Consider the following 16,247-nt stretch of genomic DNA (forward strand, 5'->3'; position numbering starts at 1 on the left):
CATGGATATTTCGAATCAGTTGTATATCGACGGTGACTGGCAGGAAGGCCGGGGCGCGGCGTTTGGCTCGCGCAATCCGGGCAACGGTGAAACCGTCTGGCAGGGCAACAGCGCGTCGGCGGAAGATGTCGAGCGCGCGGTGTCGTCGGCGCGGCGCGCGTTTCCCGCGTGGGCTGCGCGCGCATTCGACGAACGCGTGGCGATCGCGAAGCGCTTCGCCGCGCTGCTCAACGAGAACAAGGACGCGCTTGCGCACGCCATCGGCCGCGAAACCGGCAAGCCCTTGTGGGAAGCGCGCACGGAAGTCGCGTCGATGGCGGCCAAGGTCGATATCTCCGTGCAGGCCTATCACGAGCGCACCGGCGAAAAGCGCGCGCCGATGGCCGATGGCGTCGCGGTGCTGCGGCATCGTCCGCATGGCGTCGTCGCCGTGTTCGGGCCGTACAACTTTCCAGGGCATCTGCCGAACGGGCATATCGTGCCGGCGCTGATCGCGGGCAACGCGGTGGTGTTTAAGCCGTCGGAACTCGCGCCCGGCGTCGCGGCCGCGACCGTCGCGCTGTGGATCCAGGCGGGGTTGCCGGCAGGCGTGCTCAACCTCGTGCAGGGCGAGAAGGACACGGGCGTGGCGCTCGCGAATCATCGACAGATCGACGGCCTGTTCTTCACCGGCAGTTCGGATACCGGCACGCTGCTGCACAGGCAGTTCGGCGGACGCCCCGAGATCGTGCTCGCGCTCGAAATGGGCGGCAACAATCCGCTCGTCGTCGCGCCGGTGGAAGACATCGACGCGGCCGTGCATCACACGATTCAATCGGCGTTCCTGTCGGCGGGGCAGCGCTGCACCTGTGCGCGACGTCTGTTCGTGCCCGACGATGCCTTCGGCGAACGTTTCCTGCGCCGCTTCACCGAGGTGAGTGCGAACCTGCGCGTCGGCACTTATGACGAGGAGCCGCAGCCATTCATGGGCGCGGTGATCTCGGCGCGCGCGGCGGCGCGGCTCGTCGAGGCCCAGCGGCGGCTCGTCGAGGCGGGCGCCGTGCCCGTGCTCGCGATGCAGCAGCGCGACGCGCATCTCGGCTTCGTCACGCCCGCGATCCTCGATGTCACGCACGCGCGCGACGTACCCGACGAGGAGCATTTCGGCCCGCTGGTTCAGGTCACGCGCTACCGCAGCTTCGGCGCAGCCATCGAGCGCGCCAACGACACCGCCTACGGTCTTTCCGCCGGCCTGCTCGCCGATGACGAAAAAACCTGGACGCACTTCCAGCACACGATTCGCGCGGGCATCGTCAACTGGAACCGGCCGACCAACGGCGCATCGTCGGCGGCGCCGTTCGGCGGCATCGGGCGCTCGGGCAATCAGCGGCCGAGCGCGTATTACGCAGCGGACTATTGCTCGTATCCGATGGCATCGGTGGAGAGCGCGCAGCTGCACATGCCCGCGAGCCTCTCGCCGGGCATGCGGTTTTGAGATCCGGGTCACGCGCGATGTCACGCGAAGTTTCAGCACGGCAAGCAGTCATAGCGAAGGATTCATGATGCAGGCACCGAAAACGGCACCGACAGCATACGAGGCGAATTTCGACGGGCTGGTCGGCCCGACGCACAACTACGCCGGACTGTCCTTCGGCAATGTCGCGTCGCGCAGCAACGAAAAGTCGGTCGCCAATCCGAAGGCCGCCGCCAGCCAGGGTCTGCGCAAGATGAAGCGGCTCGCTGATGCGGGCTTCCAGCAGGGCGTGCTGCCGCCGCTCGAACGGCCCTCGATGCGGCTGTTGCGCGCCCTGGGTTTCTCGGGCGACGACGCCAGCGTGATCGCCCGCGCGGCGCGCGAAGCGCCTGAACTGCTCGCGGCGGCGAGTTCGGCGTCATCGATGTGGACGGCGAATGCCGCGACCGTGAGTCCGTCCGCCGACACCGCCGATGGTCGCGTGCATTTCACGCCCGCGAATCTGGCGGCGAAGCTGCATCGCGCAATCGAACATGACGAGACGCGCCGGTCGCTCGGCGCGATCTTCGCCGATGAGGCGCACTTTCAGATTCATCACGCGCTGCCCGGCACGCCCGCGCTCGGCGACGAGGGCGCGGCGAACCATACGCGCTTCGCCCAGGCGTACGGCGAACCGGGGGTCGAATTCTTCGTGTATGGCCGCAGCGAATATGGCGCGGGCCCGCAGCCACGGCGTTACCCTGCGCGGCAGACGCTGGAAGCGAGCCGCGCGGTGGCGCGCCTGCATGGTCTGGACGCGGACGCGACCGTGTTCGCGCAGCAATCGCCGGATGTGATCGATGCCGGCGTGTTCCACAACGATGTCATCGCCGTGGGCAATCTCACGACGCTGTTCTGCCACGAGCAGGCCTTCGTCGATCAGCACACGGTGTATGACGCGCTGCGCGCGCGGCTCGATGCGCGCGGCGCCGCGTTCACCGCGCTCGAAGTGCCGGCGGACGAAGTGAGCGTCGAGGACGCGGTGACGTCGTATCTGTTCAACAGCCAGTTGCTGTCGACGGCGGATGGACGGCAAGTGCTGGTCGTGCCGCAGGAATGCCGAGAGAATGCGCGCGTGGCCGCGTATCTGGATGCACTCGCGACGCGCTCGACGCCCATCGATGAGGTACTCGTTTTCGATCTGCGTGAAAGCATGAAGAACGGCGGCGGCCCGGCGTGCCTGCGCTTGCGCGTCGTGCTGACCGAGGCCGAGCACGCGGCTGTGAACCCGCGCGCGTGGATGAACGACGCGCTGTTCGCGCAACTCGACGCGTGGATCGAACGGCATTACCGCGATCGCCTCGCGCCGGCCGATCTCGCCGATCCACAATTGCTCGTCGAGTCGCGCACGGCGCTCGACGAATTGACGGCCATTCTCGGCCTGGGTGCCCTTTATGATTTCCAGCGCTGATTCCTCGCGCCTGCTCGACGACTTTCTCGGCTTCACGCTCGGCCACGGCGCGCCCGCGACGCGCTCCGGCACGGCGGCCTCCGGCGTGCGCTGGACCTGGCTTGGGGACGGCGTGCTGCGTCTCGAACCGGAACATTCACTGTCTCATAGCGTGCTGGCATCGGCGGGCATTCACGGCGACGAAACTGCGCCGATCGAGATGCTGACGCGGCTGGTCGCGGATATCGCGAGCGGGCGCGCGCCGCTGGCTGCGCGGCTGCTGGTGATTCTTGGCAACATCGGCGCGATGCGGGCGGGCGAGCGTTACGCCGACGACGATCTGAACCGCCTGTTCAGCGGCCGTCACGCACAGTTCGAGAGCAGTCGTGAAGCGCCGCGCGCCGTGGAACTGGAACAGGCGGCGCTCGCCTTCTTCGCGGACGCCGCGCACGACAAGTGGCACATCGACATGCATACGGCGATCCGCGCCTCGGTGTTCGAACAGTTCGCGCTGCTGCCCTACACCGGCGCGCCGCCCGCGCGCGCCATGTTCGACTGGCTGCGCGACGCGCGTCTCCAGGCGGTGCTGCTGCATCGCGAGAAGGGGCCCACGTTCACGCAGTTCACTGCGCAGCACGCGGGTGCGCTGGCTTGTACGCTCGAACTCGGCAAGGTGCGGCCGTTCGGCCAGAACGACCTGACGCGGTTCGCGGCGGCGGATGCCGCGCTGCGCCGGCTGCTCGCGGGCGCGCCGGCGGCAGAGACAGCAGGGGAGGCGCCGTTGCGCGTGTTCACCGTGGTCGCACAGATCGACAAGCGCAGCGAGCATTTCGTGCTGAACGTGGCCGGCGATGTGCCGAACTTCACCGCGTTCGCAGCGGGAACCGAACTGGCCCGGGACGGCGACTATCGCTACCAGGTTTCGCACGATGAAGAGCGCATCGTGTTTCCGAACCCGAAGGTGAAGCCGGGATTGCGCGCGGGTTTGATGGTCGTCGAAACGACGGAGGCCACGCTCGCGGCGCTTGCCTGAGGCGGGATCCATCGCCAGGGACCGCCCCGTTCACTGTTCCGGCGGCGCGGGATCGTCCTTGACGAAGAGCATCGAGATATACAGCACGGTCGACACCGCGATGATCCCGACGCCCGTGAACACCTTGGTGCGGTTGAACTCCAGCCCGCCGTTGATCGCCATGCCGATGCCGAAACACGCCGCCAGCGTGCCGGCCGCGGCCAGCGCCACGTGCGCGCGGCTCAAAAACATGCGGCGCCGTCTCCTGCCTGCTTCGCTGAACGGTCCTCGTTTCATCGCATCCTCCGCTTGATTCGGCCGCTTGATTCGGTCCGCTTGATTCGGTCCGCTTGAGTCGGCCGCGTCCGAAGTGTCCGGGTGGCGCAACCAATATCACAATCGGCGGAGCGGTCAGCGAGGACTGCGCACTGCGCCGCCCTACATGGACGGCGCGATCACCACCGTGGCCGTCGTTCCCGCCGAGAGCAGCACGCCGTCCGGCACGTGATCGATGCCCACCCGCACCGGCACGCGCTGCGCGAGCCGCACCCAGTTGAAGGTCGGGTTGACGTCGGCGAGCAGTTCGCGGCTTTGCGGATTGTCGCGGTCATAGATGCCGCGCGAGATGCTCTCCACGTGGCCCTGCAATTCGCCGCCGCTCATCAGCCGGATCGACGCGCGGTCGCCCACGCGCACGTGCGGCAGCTTGGTTTCCTCGAAGTAGCCGTAGACCCAGAACGAGTGACTGTCGACGATCGCGAGCTTCGCCGTACCCGCCGTCGCATAGTCGCCGCGAAACACGTTCAGGTTGGTCACGTAACCGTCCACCGGCGACACCACGCGCGTGCGTTCGAGATTGAGCTGCGCGGCATCGAGCGCGGCCTGGGCTTGCTGAAGCTGCGCCGCCGCCGTCGAGGCGGTCTGTTGCGCGTTGTCGCGCGCTTCCTTCGAGACGACGAGACTGTCCATGTCGGCGCGGCGCGCGGCGTCGGCGCGACGCATGCGCAATTCGGCGGCGCGTGCCGCCACGTTCGCCTGCGCCTGCTCGACGGCGATCCGGTAATGCGACGGATCGACTTCCATCAGTAGATCGCCCTTTTTGACGAACTGGTTGTCACGCACCGGCAATTGCACGACCGCGCCCGACACGTCCGGCGCCACGTTGACGACATCGGCGCGCACGCGGCCGTCGCGGGTCCACGGCTCATCCATGTAATGGACCCACAGCACGCGTCCGATGACGAGCGCCACCGCGAACATCGCGAGGGTCAGCACGAGGCCGATGATTTTTCTGAGAACCATGATGCAACTCTCTGGACTGGGTTGAAGGTTTGAAGGGCCGGCTCAGCGATACGCCACGAGCCCGAGCGTGCCGCAGATGCAGACCAGCAGGCTCGCGCGGAACAGCGCCGGATGCCAGACCACGCGATACAGTCCGGTCAGCGCGAGCACGCGGTCGATGAACCACGTCAGCACGGCGCCGGCGATGAAGAGCAGCAGGATCGTCGGCACATAGGCTTCGAGGATCGCGACGTTACGCGGCAGCATGGGGCGCTCCTTCGGGCGTGGCGGGATCAACGGGTGCATGACGCGCGAACGGTGCTTCGGGGTCGAGCAGCGCGGTTCGGATCAGATGCAGATGACTCGCCACGCGGCGCAAGCGGTGGCGATCGTCGGACGCCGTATCGGCTTCGGACAGCAATGCCTGTGTTTCCTGAATCGCACGCGCAGTGGCGGCGAGTGCGGTGTCGAAGCGTTGCGGAACGGGGCGTTCGAACAACCGAACGACGGCGTCAAGCGTCGCCTCGACCGGGCGTTGCCATTGCTTCCGAGCATTTCCCGGCGACGCCGCGAGTTCGTGCCGCAGGTCGATCACCGCATTGCCGAATTCGAGCACAGCGAACAGCCATTGCAACGCGTCGCGCTGCAAGTCGGCACGGCCGGCGGCGATGGCGTTGATCTGCGCAAGCAGGTCGCGCGTGCGGCTCTCGAAGTGCGGCTTGATGCGCGGCAGGCGGCCTCGGCGCGCGTGCGCCACTTCACGGCGCAGGTCGGCGAGCAGCAACTTGCGCAGCCACGGCGCATCGGTGGGCAGCAGCACGGCGAAGGCGATCGCGGCGACGATCATCGACAGCACCAGCGCGAGTGCGTCGTTCATGAAGCCGGTCGGATCGTAGTGGACGAGATTGTCCGGGCCCGCCAGGAAACAGAAGAAGATGCAATAGCCGATGCCCGCGCCCGCGAACCGGGGCCGCGTGCTCAGATACGCGCCGAACATGAGCGCGGGGGCGAGCGCGGCGCACATCATCGGAAAGCCGTCGACATGCGGGAACACGCCGAAGACGACCACCATGCCGGCCAGCGCGGCGAGCAGCGTGCCGGCCGCCATCTGCGCGGACATCAGCGCCGGCCGCGGCGACGACGACGCGAGCGCGCACACGGCGGCCGCGTTGAGGACCATCGTGCCGCCGCTTGGCCAGGCCGTGCCGATCCAGAACGCCGACAGCGCGAACATGACGACCGCCCCGCGCAGCCCCGACACGGCGGCCGCGAACAGGTTGGTGCGCGGCACGTAGCGGGCGACCCAGTGCTCGCGCTCGTGCGACGGCGCGCTCAGCGACGCATAGGTTTCGGCATAAGCGAGCATGTCGTCGACGAAGCGATGGAGCAGTTCCGTGGCCGTGTCGAATTCGAGCGGCACGAAGTCCGGCTGCGTTTCGCTGCCGGCGCGCGCCGCGTGCACGCGTTGCGGCAACGCGGCCCGATAGGCGCGCAATTGCGTGGCGGCCTGCGCGGCGTCGGCGGCGTTGCGCACCGGTTCGCCCGCGACCGAAAACAGCGGCGGCACTTCGCGGAAGAACGGCTCGAGCGCGGCGATCGTGGTCACCGATGCGTTCTCGCGCAGCCGGTTCATCAACTGATGCAGTGCGTGGAAGCGCGTCGAGGCGTTCATGAATTCGCTGTTCAGCCGCGCGAGCCGGCCGCCGCGTCTGCGCGATTCCGGGTCTTCGAACACTGCGACGCTGCGCGCCGCCTCGAAGCCGACGATATCCGCGACGAAGGCCAGATTGGTCCGCTCGATCTGCGCGCGCGGCATCGCGCCCGACAGCGCGCGGCACACGTAGTCGACGAATTGCGTGAAGCGGCGGCGCACCGTGGTGCGAACCTGTTCGCCCGCGTGCTGCGGAAAGATCAGCGCGCTCACCGCGCCCGAGCAGACGATGCCGAGCGTCACTTCGCCGACCCGCGTCAGCGCCGACAGATACGCGCCGTCCGGATGCTGCGCGGCCGGGATGCCGATCAACGCGGCCGTATAGCCCGCCAGCACGAAGCCGTACGAGCGGAAGTTGCGGTTGCGCGCCGCGCCCGCCGTGCAGATGCCGACCCACAGCGCGGTGGCCGACAGGAACAGCACCGGCTGCTGCGCGAACAGGCTGATGAAAATCATCATCACGACGAGCCCGACCATCGTGCCGCAGAAACGATAAAAGCTTTTGGCGAGCACCATGCCGCTTTGCGGCTGCATCACGACGAATACAGTGGTCATCGCGGTGCGTGGCTGCTGCATGTCGAGGCGCATTGCGAGCCACAGCGCCAGCAGCGCGGCGAGCACGGCCTTGAAGATGTAAATCCATGCGAGGCCGTCGGTGCGCGCCCAGTCGGCGAGCGCCTGCATCAGCGTGTGCCGTGTGCCTTCTGCGTGAGTGGAGGAGATCATGGGCGGCCGCCTCACTTCGGTCCGTTCACGCTCGACCGGCCGAGCGGACCGATGTGCCGCGACGGCGCGAGCGCGGTCTGCTCCGGGCCGTTCGACGGATCGTCGAGACCGCCGCCGAGCGCCGAGGTCAGCGTTGCATAGGCCGCGAGCCGCGCCGCGCGCACGCGCGCCTGGCCGTCCTGCGCCTTGAGCAACTGCGTTTGCGCGACGAGTACGTTCAGATAATCGGTGAGACCGCGCCGGTAGCCTTCATTGGCGAGGTCGTAGCTCTTGCGCGCGGCGGCGACCGAGCGGCCTGACGCGTCGAGCTGGGTGTCGAGCGAATGCACGCGCACGACCTGATCCGCGATCTCCTTCAGCGCCGCGACCAGCGTCGCGTTGTAGTGATCGACGGCTTCGTCGTACTGCGCCGATGCCGCGCCCAGTTGTGCACGCAGGCGTCCGCCTTCGAAGATCGGCAGCGAGATGGCCGGGCCGAAGCTGTAGCCCGACGCCTTGCTCGTGAGGAAGCTCAGCAGCGCGCCGCCCGCGAAGGCCTGGGTCAGCGACGCGGCGAGGTTGATGTTCGGATAGAAGCCGGCTTTCGCGACGTCGATGCCGCGTGCCTGTGCCGCCACCATCCAGCGGGCCGCGACGATATCCGGCCGGTGGCCGACGAGTTCGGCCGGCAGCGCTGACGGCAGCGGCAACGGGGTGGCGAGCGACAGGGCGGGCCGCGTCAGTGCTTCTCCGGCGCCCGGACCTTCGCCTGCGAGCGCGGCCAGCTGATGGCGCGCGAGGGCGATGTCTTCCTGGTAGATGTCGACCTGACGCTCGTATTCGGGCAGCGGCGCTTCGGCCTGGCTGAGTTCGAGCTGCGTGCCGATGCCGCCATTCAGACGACGGCGCGCGTGGTCGGCGATATGTTGCTGCTGTTCGAGCGTTTGCTGCGCGATGTCCAGCAGCGCGAACGCCTGCGAAAAGCCGATGTAGGCCCGCACCACGTTGGTGTCGAGATCGAGCTGGGCGGCGCGGGCGTCGGCCGCGCGCACGTGGGCGACGTCGAGTGCGCGCTCGGCGTTGTTCTCGTCGCGGCCCCAGAGATCGAGGTTGTAGGACAGCGTCAGCCCGGCCGTGTCGTCCCAGGTGGTCGTGTCCGCGTAAGGACCGGGTCCGTAGAAGTCGTTGTTCGGCCAGTTCTTGCGCGCGACGCTCATGGCGGCATCGACATGCGGATACAGGTCCGAGCGCGCGATGCCCGCCGCTTCATGCGCCTCGCGCACGCGCGCCGCCGCCATCGCGAGCGTCGGATTGCCGCTCGTCGCGCGCTCGATCCACTGGTCCAGTTGCGGATCCTGGTAGGCGCGCCACCATTGTTCGGCGGGCCATTGGGCGTCGGCGTTGGCTTGCCGGATCGCCGTGCCGACGTCGAGCGTGGATGCGTCCTTGAGCGAATCGCGAGGCGCGACGTTGCCGGTGCTGGCGCACCCGGAGATGATCAAGATAGTTGCAAGAACTGCGGCTGAAACAGTTTTGCGTGACACTCGCCCTCGCACGATTCACTCCCGAATTGGAATCAAAGTCTTGGAAGTGATTATATTTTTGCAAGATTTGTCGAATAACCCGCAAGGATGCAAAGAATTTTTACGGATTGTGTGATAATCCTTCTTGCGAGAAGTGCAACAATTCGTCGCATCACCAGTTTCATTGAGTCGGAATAGCGCTATGGACACGCTGCAGAACATGCGCGTATTTATGCGGGTCGTCGAGGCGGGCAGCTTCACGGCGGCCGCACAGCATCTCAACACGACGACCGCGTATGCGTCGCGGGCCGTTTCGGATCTCGAGGCGCATCTCCGCGCGCGCCTGTTGAATCGCACGACGCGCCGCATCGCGCTCACCGAGGCCGGCGAGCGCTATCTGCAACGCTGCGAGCAGATCCTGGCGTATGTGGATCAGGCGGAAGCCGAGGCGGGCGATGCCCATGCGCGGCCGTCCGGCAAACTGAAAGTGCATTCGATGACGAGCTTCGGCCAGCATTACATCGTGCCGATGATCTCGCGTTACCAGGAGCGTCATCCGTCGGTGCAGGTCGATTTGACGCTGGCGCAGCGCGTGCCGGATCTGCTCGACGAAGGCTACGACGTGTCGGTCGTGCTCGCCTCGGAACTGCCCGATTCGGCGCTGGTTTCGGCGCGGCTGGGGTCGGTGTTCAGCATCGCGTGCGCGTCGCCGGCTTATGTGGCGAAGCATGGCGCGCCGCATGTGCTCTCGGATTTGGTGCGCCACACCTGCCTGCATCTGATGACGCCGGTTTTTCCGCCGGATCGCTGGGTGTTCGACGGCCCGAACGGTCAGGAAACCGTGAGCCTGGGACCGTCGGTGTTCACGGTGAACGTGGCGGACGCGATGGTCGTGGCGCTGCGCGAAGGCATGGGTGTCGGCGTGCTGCCGACGTCATCCGCGCTGCCGGCCTTGCGCGCGGGCACCCTGGTGCGCGTGCTGCCGCAGTACACGATGCAGGAGCTGAATGTGTACGCGCTGTATCCGTCGCGCCAGTATCTCGACGCGAAGATCCGCACCTGGGTGGAATTCCTGCGCGAGGCCATGCCCGACACGCTCGCCGCCGATACCGATTCCCTCAAAGAGTTCGTGGTGAACTGAGCGGAAGCGAGGCTGTTACGAAATTAGGTGCGGCGCAACACTTGCTTACTCACGAAGTGTCCGCAGCTTGGTATTTTCAGCCTTCGATCACTCGCACTTTTTACGGGGACCCTCACATGAGTACGCCACTTCTGCTCGCCCTTGCCGCACTGCTGCTGCTGATCGCAGTTCCGGCTTCGCGCGACCTGTTCAATGCGATGCGTGCTCAGTCGGAACGCGAGGCACAGCGTCGTCTCGTGCCGATCCGCATCGACGACGACCGCGAGCGGCGCAGGCGCTGATGGTGTAATGACGGGCCGCGCGCTCAGCGCAGCGTTTCCAGCGGCTCGATCAGGCGCGGCTCGTCGTTGGTGGCGCGGTTGACATCGGTGGACACGCGGTGCCACACGAAATGCGACGCCGGTACGCCATCTGCCCGGACCAGCGCGGCGAGATCGTCGGGCGTGGCGTCCGGATCCAGCCAGCGTCGAGCAGCGGCGGGCGCGAATACCAGCGGCCGGCGGTCATGGACGTCGACGAGACCTTCGTCGGCCGCCGCCGTCACGATCACGAAGCCCGCACCGGGCGCGGCGGCGTCTTCATCGCGCATGATGCTCGTGAGCGCGGCCAGGTACATGGGCTCGCCGTCGGCGCGCTGGATGTAGTAGGGCTGCTTGGCGGGCTTTGCGGCTGGATCGTCCGGACGCGGCTCGATGCGCCATTCGAACCAGCCATCGGCCGGAATGAGGATGCGCGCTTTCTTCCACAGATGCTTGAAATAAGCGCTCGTCGCCGCGGTCTCGACGCGCGCGTTGATGGTCTGCGGCAGCTTCTTCTGCAGCGCCCACGGCGGGCAGTATCCCCAGTGCACGGCACGGATGGACTCATCCGGATACACGCCGAGCGGATGCGTGCCCGGCGAGAGGTTATAGCCCGGACGCCGGTCCGCGGCATCCACGAGCACGAACGGATTCTTCAGATGCAGGCGTTGCGCGTAATGCATCGGCAACCGGTACTGGCTGATTCGGCCGCACATGGCGTTCCTCCGCAGGATCCAACAGGGTTCCGTGCTGCTTCGGCTTAGCTTCCTTTAGTTCGTCCTGCCATCACGCCCGCTCTGATCTAGATCTCGACCACCTTGTCCCACGCGAACTGCTCGTTCTCCCAGCGGCCGCTGCGCTTGCTGAAGTAGCCGCGCGGATTGCACACCACGCGCGTGCCGTCTGCTTCGTAATCGAACGAGGTGTGCGTATGGCCGTGAATCCATAATGCGACGGGCGCGCGCGTCAGCGTGGGCATGTGGCTGACGAAGCCCGCCGAAACGATGTCTTCCGCATACTGCGGCGCCAGGCTCTCACGCCGGGGCGCATGATGCGTGACGACGATCGTCTGGCCGGCGAAGGGCTTCGCGAGTTCGGCTTCGAGCCAGCCGCGTGCCTGCTCGTGCAGCGCCAGCGAGTCGTCGGGTGCGAAGGCGCGCGGCTCACCGTCCGGCTCGGGCCAGGCCAGCTGGATCAAGCCCTTGTAGTCGAGCATGACTTTCGTACACGCCTCCTGGGCCCGGCCGATGTCGCTCTCGCCCGACCCGAACAGCTCGAAGTCCGTCCACAGCGTCGTGCCGAGCACGCGCCACGCGCCCCGGCGATCCACCAGCGACGCGTTGTTCAGGTAATGCACGTTGTCGACGCTGCGGGCGGCGTCCTGCATGGCCGCTTCCATCGCGCCGAATTCGGCGTCGTAATACTCGTGATTGCCGGGCACGTAGATGACCGGGACATTGGAATCGAAATTCTCGGCGGCCCAGCGCAGACCCTCGGCGTGATTGTGGATGTCGCCGGCAAGCACGACGAGATCCGCTTGCGCGTAGGGAATCGCCAGTGGCTCGTCGCACTCCAGATGCAGGTCCGACAGCACGCGAATCTTCATGCGCCGTTCTCCTTGGCAGGCGCCGCGCCGACGTGCACGACCTTGCCGGGGTTCATCAGGTTGTCGGGATCGAGCGCGGCCTTGACCGCCTGCATGAGGCGCACCTCGACCGGCGACTTGTAATGCATGGCTTCCTCGGCTTTCAGCTGGCCAAGGCCGTGCTCCGCGCTGATGCTGCCGCGATACGCATGCACCTGATCGTAGACGAGCGCGTTGATCTGCGTTTCGCATTCGGCCAGGAAGGCTTTTCCGTCGACGCCCTCCGGCGCCTGCACGTTGTAGTGCAGGTTGCCGTCGCCGAGATGTCCGAAGGTCACCATGCGCGCGCCGGGAACGGCTTTCGCGATGATCGCGTCGGTTTCCTCGATGAAGCGGCCGATGCCCGAGATGGGCACGGCGATGTCATGCTTGATGTTCAGTCCTTCCTCGGCTTGCGCGAGCGGAATGTGTTCGCGCAGCGACCAGAACGCCTGTGACTGCGCGAGGTTTTCGGCGACGACCGCATCTTCCACGATGCCTTGCTCCAGCGCTTCCTCCATCAGCCGCTCGAAGAGGGCGCGGGCGTGGGTTTCGCTTTCGCTGTCCGAGAATTCGAGCAGCACCGTCTGTGCATGCGTGGCCTCGAACGGATAGCGCAGCTGCGGGAAATGCCGGCCGACCAGGCGCATGCAGAAGTCCGACATCAGTTCGAAGCCGGTCAGCAGCGCGCCCGCGTGATGTTGCGCCAGCGAGAGGAAGTCGAGCGCGGCCTGTGCGGACGCCAGACCGGCGAGGGCCGTGACCTTCGCGACGGGCGCAGGGTGCAGCTTCATGACGGCGGCCGTGATGATGCCGAGCGTGCCTTCCGCGCCGATGTAGAGGTCGCGCAGATCGTAGCCCGTGTTGTCCTTGCGCAGTCCGCGCAGGCCGTCCCAGATCTCGCCCTGCGGCGTGACCACTTCGAGCCCGAGGCACAGCTCGCGCGTGTTGCCATAGCGCAGCACGCCGGTGCCACCGGCATTGGTCGCGAGATTGCCGCCGATCGTGCAGCTGCCTTCTGCGGCCAGGCTCAGCGGGAACAGACGCTGTGCGGCCTGCGCGCGCGCCTGGATGTCGGCGAGCACGACGCCTGCTTCGACCGTGATGGTGTTGTTGTGCGGGTCGATGCCGCGCACGCGGTTCAGCCGCTTCAGGCTCAGCACGGCCTGCGCGCCGCTGCCATCCGGCGTGGCGCCGCCGGCGAGGCCGGTGTTGCCGCCTTGCGGAACGATGGCGACGCGGTATTCACGCGCCAGCCGCACGACGCCGGCCACCTGTTCGGTGTTCGCGGGCAACACCACGGCGCAGGCGTTGCCGCGATAGCGCTTGCGCCAGTCGACGAGATAGGGCTCGGTGTCGTGCGGCTCGGTGAGAACGTGCGAAGTGCCGAGCAGGTCGATACAGGCAGAAACGAAAGCTTGGGTGGCGGTCATGTACGGTTGGGCAGGAAAGGGATTCAGGCGTAGTGCAGAGTATCGCGCAGAGCGGCGCGGCGCGAACCTCGGCCGAACGGCATAGGCGCGCGCGGCGCGTCGGGAATCGTGCTACAAAGCATCACGTCGGGGCGATGCAGGCGTGAGAAAGGCGCACAGCTCAGCGTTTCTTCGCACGCGCATCCAGTTTCGCGGCCCGCTTGAACGGCGCGACATACGCCAGCGCGAAGCCAAAAAAGGCTGCCGCGAGCAGCGCTTCGAGCCAGCCAAGCGACGCGGAAAGGCCCGCATCCGTCATGCCGCGCACCACGCCTTCGGCGAGATAGAGCAGGACGAGCATCGCGGCCCATTGCAGCGTGTAGAGGCTCTTGCGCGCCACGCCCGGCAGCGCGCATGCCAGCGGCACGGCTTTCAGCGCAAGCGCCCAGGCGCCTGGTCGCACCGGCGCGAGCCAGAGTTCCCAGAGCAGCGCCAGCACGATGAGCGCGATCAGGCTCGCCAGCGCACCGCGGGCATAGGCAGGGTGGCGGCGAGACACGGCGGCGGGTGCGTTCATCGTGCGCCTCAGGCTGCTTGCGCGCCGCGTTGGAGATGGAGCGCGGTGCGCGCGAGCCGTGCGCCGAGCGCGATGGCGAGCGCCTTTTCGTCGGCGGTGATGCCGTGGCTGGCGGATTCGCTGCCGAGGCGCGCATGATGCGACGCGCCATAAGGCGTGCCGCCGCTCTGGGTCGTGGAAAGGCGCGACTCCGTGTATGGAATGCCCAGGATCATCATGCCGTGGTGCAGGAGCGGCAGCATCATCGAAAGCAGGGTGCTTTCCTGGCCGCCGTGAAGGCTGCCCGTGGAGGTGAACACGCAGGCCGGTTTGTCCGCGAGCGCGCCCGACAGCCATTGCGGCGTGGTGCCGTCGAGAAAATACTTGAGCGGCGCGGCCATGTTGCCGAAGCGTGTCGGCGAACCCAGCGCCAGGCCCGCGCATTCTTCGAGATCGCGCAGTTCGGCGTAGGGCGGACCGTCGGCGGGAATGTCGGGCTGGGTTGCTTCGCAGACCGCGGAGACCGGCGGCACCGTGCGCACGCGCGCCTGCATGCCGGGAACGCTGTCGACGCCCTGGGCAATGGCGAGCGCAAGCTCGCGGGTCGCGCCATGGCGGCTGTAGTAAAGCACGAGGATGTCGTTCATAAGGCTTTTTTAGTGAACGGCTATTATAGGTTTTGAGTTGATTTCCGGGGCGTGCCCCCTGCCGGTAATGCAGGCATGAGGCAAGGCGGGCATGACCCGCCGCCGTCACGCACGCCCGGAAATCACGACGAGGAGAAAGCTTTTGCAGTCACTTTCCATCGATCTCGCCGCGATCAGGCGTCTCGCCAGCTTCGTGGCGCGCCGCATCGGCGAAGACCGCGTCGCGCAGGTGGCGGGCAGCCTGACGTTCACGAGCGTGCTGTCGGTGGTGCCGCTCGCCACGGTCGCGTTCGCACTGTTTACCGCGTTTCCGATCTTTGGCTCGTTCCAGGCATCGTTGCAGGATTTCCTCGCGGTGCACCTGATGCCGCCGCAGATCAACGACCAGATCTTCAAGTACCTGAACCAGTTCGCGGCGAAGGCGAAGGGGCTCACGACCGTCGGCATGATCATCCTGTTCGTGACCGCCGTGATGACCATGATGACGGTCGAATCCGCGTTCAACGTCATCTGGCGCGTGCGCAAGGCGCGTCCGTTCGCGCAGCGCGTGCTGGTCTACTGGTCGATCATCACGCTCGGGCCCATCCTGTTCGGTTGCAGCCTGTCCATCTCGTCCTATGTGTTCGCGCATTCGGTGGCCTTTGCGGGCTCGCACAACCTGATGCCGCCGATCATCGAATGGGCGCTGACGGGCGTCTCGCTGCCGCTCACCGTGGTCGCGTTCACGCTCATCTACGTGTTCATGCCGAACTGCAAGGTGGAGTGGCGCGATGCGCTGGTGGGCGGGCTGATCGCCGCGATTGCGTTCGAACTCGGCAAGCGCGGTTTCGGTTCCTACGTGCGGCGCATTCCGACCTACACCGCGGTATATGGCGCGTTCGCCGCGTTGCCGGTGTTCCTGCTGTGGGTCTATCTGTGCTGGATGATCGCGCTGGTCGGCGCCATGGTGACCTCGGCGCTGCCCGCCATTCGCACCGGGCAATATCACCGGCGCGATTTCCCCGGCAGTGACCTGCTGGATGCGCTCGAGATCCTGGCGCGGCTGGTGGAGGCGCGCGCCGAAGGCAAGCCCGGCTACACGGCGCTGCAACTCTCGACGATGGCGCGCTGCGATCTCGATACCTCGAACCGGCTCATCGCCCGGCTCGACGCGCTCGGCTGGATCGGCCGGCTGGAGGACGCGCGCCAGCCGCGTTACGTGCTCATCGCGAATCCGAACCAGATGACCGTGACAATGCTGTTCGACCAGTTCGTGATCGATCGCGCGGAACTCGAATATCAGTTGAAGCTCGATGCCGCGCAGGTGGATTGCGCCGCGCTGATGAACGCGCTCGAAAACGATGCGCTGGACATCACGGTGGGCTCGCTGATCGCCGCGCGCGCCTCGGCCCTCACCGACGCGCGCCTGCGCGAGCCGCCACCTTCCTCACTGCCCCGGCAGACTGCCTGAACCG

The 16,247-nt window shown here is 66.7% G+C and carries 16 protein-coding genes; 6 read left to right on the forward strand and 10 right to left on the reverse strand.

What is annotated here, in order from left to right:
- The first annotated feature begins 1 nt into the window (after nucleotide 1).
- From astD to astE, 3 genes are all read left to right on the forward strand, one after another.
- Nucleotides 2–1,474, forward strand: a complete 1,473-nt coding sequence (gene astD / locus QCE88_RS07130) for a succinylglutamate-semialdehyde dehydrogenase (RefSeq protein WP_309900468.1) — start codon at nucleotides 2–4, stop codon at nucleotides 1,472–1,474.
- A 64-nt stretch (nucleotides 1,475–1,538) separates the two neighbouring features.
- Nucleotides 1,539–2,903 (forward strand): N-succinylarginine dihydrolase, encoded by a 1,365-nt coding sequence (gene astB, locus QCE88_RS07135; protein WP_309900469.1) that lies wholly within the window; start codon nucleotides 1,539–1,541, stop codon nucleotides 2,901–2,903.
- A complete protein-coding gene (gene astE, locus QCE88_RS07140; RefSeq protein ID WP_309900471.1) occupies nucleotides 2,887–3,915 on the forward strand; it encodes a succinylglutamate desuccinylase in 1,029 nt (342 codons plus the stop codon). The genes astB and astE overlap by 17 nt, the downstream gene beginning before the upstream one ends.
- Nucleotides 3,916–3,945: 30 nt before the next feature.
- On the opposite strand, the gene QCE88_RS07145 is transcribed toward astE, so the two are convergent.
- From QCE88_RS07145 to QCE88_RS07165, 5 genes are all read right to left on the reverse strand, one after another.
- A complete protein-coding gene (locus QCE88_RS07145; RefSeq protein WP_309900473.1) occupies nucleotides 3,946–4,146 on the reverse strand; it encodes a hypothetical protein in 201 nt (66 codons plus the stop codon).
- 186 nt (nucleotides 4,147–4,332) lie between these two features.
- The gene (locus tag QCE88_RS07150) at nucleotides 4,333–5,196 is read right to left on the reverse strand and encodes an HlyD family secretion protein (protein ID WP_309831711.1); all 864 of its coding nucleotides are present in this window, start codon (nucleotides 5,194–5,196) and stop codon (nucleotides 4,333–4,335) included.
- Nucleotides 5,197–5,238: 42 nt separating this feature from the next.
- Nucleotides 5,239–5,442 carry a DUF1656 domain-containing protein gene (locus QCE88_RS07155; protein WP_309807987.1) on the reverse strand — a complete coding sequence of 68 codons (204 nt, stop codon included), beginning with the start codon at nucleotides 5,440–5,442 and terminating at the stop codon, nucleotides 5,239–5,241.
- Entirely contained in the window at nucleotides 5,429–7,612 is a 2,184-nt protein-coding gene (locus QCE88_RS07160) for an FUSC family protein (protein WP_309900475.1), read from the reverse strand. The genes QCE88_RS07155 and QCE88_RS07160 overlap by 14 nt, the downstream gene beginning before the upstream one ends.
- An 11-nt stretch (nucleotides 7,613–7,623) precedes the next feature.
- On the reverse strand, nucleotides 7,624–9,147 hold the full coding sequence (locus QCE88_RS07165) for an efflux transporter outer membrane subunit (protein ID WP_409018053.1): 1,524 nt from the start codon (nucleotides 9,145–9,147) through the stop codon (nucleotides 7,624–7,626).
- A 169-nt stretch (nucleotides 9,148–9,316) separates the two neighbouring features.
- Between QCE88_RS07165 and QCE88_RS07170 the strand changes: the two genes are divergently transcribed.
- Entirely contained in the window at nucleotides 9,317–10,255 is a 939-nt protein-coding gene (locus QCE88_RS07170) for a LysR family transcriptional regulator (protein ID WP_309900479.1), read from the forward strand.
- A 116-nt stretch (nucleotides 10,256–10,371) separates the two neighbouring features.
- Nucleotides 10,372–10,536 carry a hypothetical protein gene (locus QCE88_RS07175; protein WP_309900481.1) on the forward strand — a complete coding sequence of 55 codons (165 nt, stop codon included), beginning with the start codon at nucleotides 10,372–10,374 and terminating at the stop codon, nucleotides 10,534–10,536.
- A 23-nt stretch (nucleotides 10,537–10,559) separates the two neighbouring features.
- Here QCE88_RS07175 and QCE88_RS07180 read toward each other — a convergent pair whose 3' ends face one another.
- The 5 genes from QCE88_RS07180 to wrbA all read right to left on the reverse strand — a co-directional run bounded on the left by QCE88_RS07180 (nucleotide 10,560) and on the right by wrbA (nucleotide 14,793).
- The gene (locus QCE88_RS07180; protein ID WP_309900483.1) at nucleotides 10,560–11,270 is read right to left on the reverse strand and encodes an SOS response-associated peptidase; all 711 of its coding nucleotides are present in this window, start codon (nucleotides 11,268–11,270) and stop codon (nucleotides 10,560–10,562) included.
- An 86-nt stretch (nucleotides 11,271–11,356) separates the two neighbouring features.
- Nucleotides 11,357–12,160: a metallophosphoesterase gene (locus tag QCE88_RS07185; protein WP_309900485.1), complete on the reverse strand. Its 804-nt coding sequence runs from the start codon at nucleotides 12,158–12,160 to the stop codon at nucleotides 11,357–11,359.
- Entirely contained in the window at nucleotides 12,157–13,611 is a 1,455-nt protein-coding gene (locus QCE88_RS07190; protein WP_309900487.1) for an FAD-binding oxidoreductase, read from the reverse strand. Before QCE88_RS07190 ends, QCE88_RS07185 begins: the two co-directional genes overlap by 4 nt.
- A gap of 160 nt (nucleotides 13,612–13,771) precedes the next feature.
- A complete protein-coding gene (locus tag QCE88_RS07195; RefSeq protein WP_309900489.1) occupies nucleotides 13,772–14,167 on the reverse strand; it encodes a DUF2069 domain-containing protein in 396 nt (131 codons plus the stop codon).
- A gap of 8 nt (nucleotides 14,168–14,175) precedes the next feature.
- On the reverse strand, nucleotides 14,176–14,793 hold the full coding sequence (gene wrbA, locus QCE88_RS07200) for an NAD(P)H:quinone oxidoreductase (protein WP_309900491.1): 618 nt from the start codon (nucleotides 14,791–14,793) through the stop codon (nucleotides 14,176–14,178).
- A 142-nt stretch (nucleotides 14,794–14,935) separates the two neighbouring features.
- Between wrbA and QCE88_RS07205 the strand changes: the two genes are divergently transcribed.
- On the forward strand, nucleotides 14,936–16,243 hold the full coding sequence (locus QCE88_RS07205) for a YihY family inner membrane protein (protein ID WP_309900493.1): 1,308 nt from the start codon (nucleotides 14,936–14,938) through the stop codon (nucleotides 16,241–16,243).
- Nucleotides 16,244–16,247 lie beyond the last annotated feature (4 nt).

The organism is Caballeronia sp. LZ035 (assembly GCF_031451175.1).
Classification (GTDB): domain Bacteria; phylum Pseudomonadota; class Gammaproteobacteria; order Burkholderiales; family Burkholderiaceae; genus Caballeronia.

Excerpts from the sequence above, each read along its gene's own strand:
- astD (WP_309900468.1), top strand. The coding sequence starts at position 2 with ATGGATATTTCGAATCAGTTGTATATCGACGGTGACTGGCAGGAAGGC.
- astB (WP_309900469.1), top strand. The coding sequence starts at position 1,539 with ATGATGCAGGCACCGAAAACGGCACCGACAGCATACGAGGCGAATTTC.
- astE (WP_309900471.1), top strand. The coding sequence starts at position 2,887 with ATGATTTCCAGCGCTGATTCCTCGCGCCTGCTCGACGACTTTCTCGGC.
- QCE88_RS07145 (WP_309900473.1), bottom strand. The coding sequence starts at position 4,146 with ATGTTTTTGAGCCGCGCGCACGTGGCGCTGGCCGCGGCCGGCACGCTG.
- QCE88_RS07150 (WP_309831711.1), bottom strand. The coding sequence starts at position 5,196 with ATGGTTCTCAGAAAAATCATCGGCCTCGTGCTGACCCTCGCGATGTTC.
- QCE88_RS07155 (WP_309807987.1), bottom strand. The coding sequence starts at position 5,442 with ATGCTGCCGCGTAACGTCGCGATCCTCGAAGCCTATGTGCCGACGATC.
- QCE88_RS07160 (WP_309900475.1), bottom strand. The coding sequence starts at position 7,612 with ATGATCTCCTCCACTCACGCAGAAGGCACACGGCACACGCTGATGCAG.
- QCE88_RS07170 (WP_309900479.1), top strand. The coding sequence starts at position 9,317 with ATGGACACGCTGCAGAACATGCGCGTATTTATGCGGGTCGTCGAGGCG.
- QCE88_RS07175 (WP_309900481.1), top strand. The coding sequence starts at position 10,372 with ATGAGTACGCCACTTCTGCTCGCCCTTGCCGCACTGCTGCTGCTGATC.
- QCE88_RS07180 (WP_309900483.1), bottom strand. The coding sequence starts at position 11,270 with ATGTGCGGCCGAATCAGCCAGTACCGGTTGCCGATGCATTACGCGCAA.
- QCE88_RS07185 (WP_309900485.1), bottom strand. The coding sequence starts at position 12,160 with ATGAAGATTCGCGTGCTGTCGGACCTGCATCTGGAGTGCGACGAGCCA.
- QCE88_RS07190 (WP_309900487.1), bottom strand. The coding sequence starts at position 13,611 with ATGACCGCCACCCAAGCTTTCGTTTCTGCCTGTATCGACCTGCTCGGC.
- QCE88_RS07195 (WP_309900489.1), bottom strand. The coding sequence starts at position 14,167 with ATGAACGCACCCGCCGCCGTGTCTCGCCGCCACCCTGCCTATGCCCGC.
- wrbA (WP_309900491.1), bottom strand. The coding sequence starts at position 14,793 with ATGAACGACATCCTCGTGCTTTACTACAGCCGCCATGGCGCGACCCGC.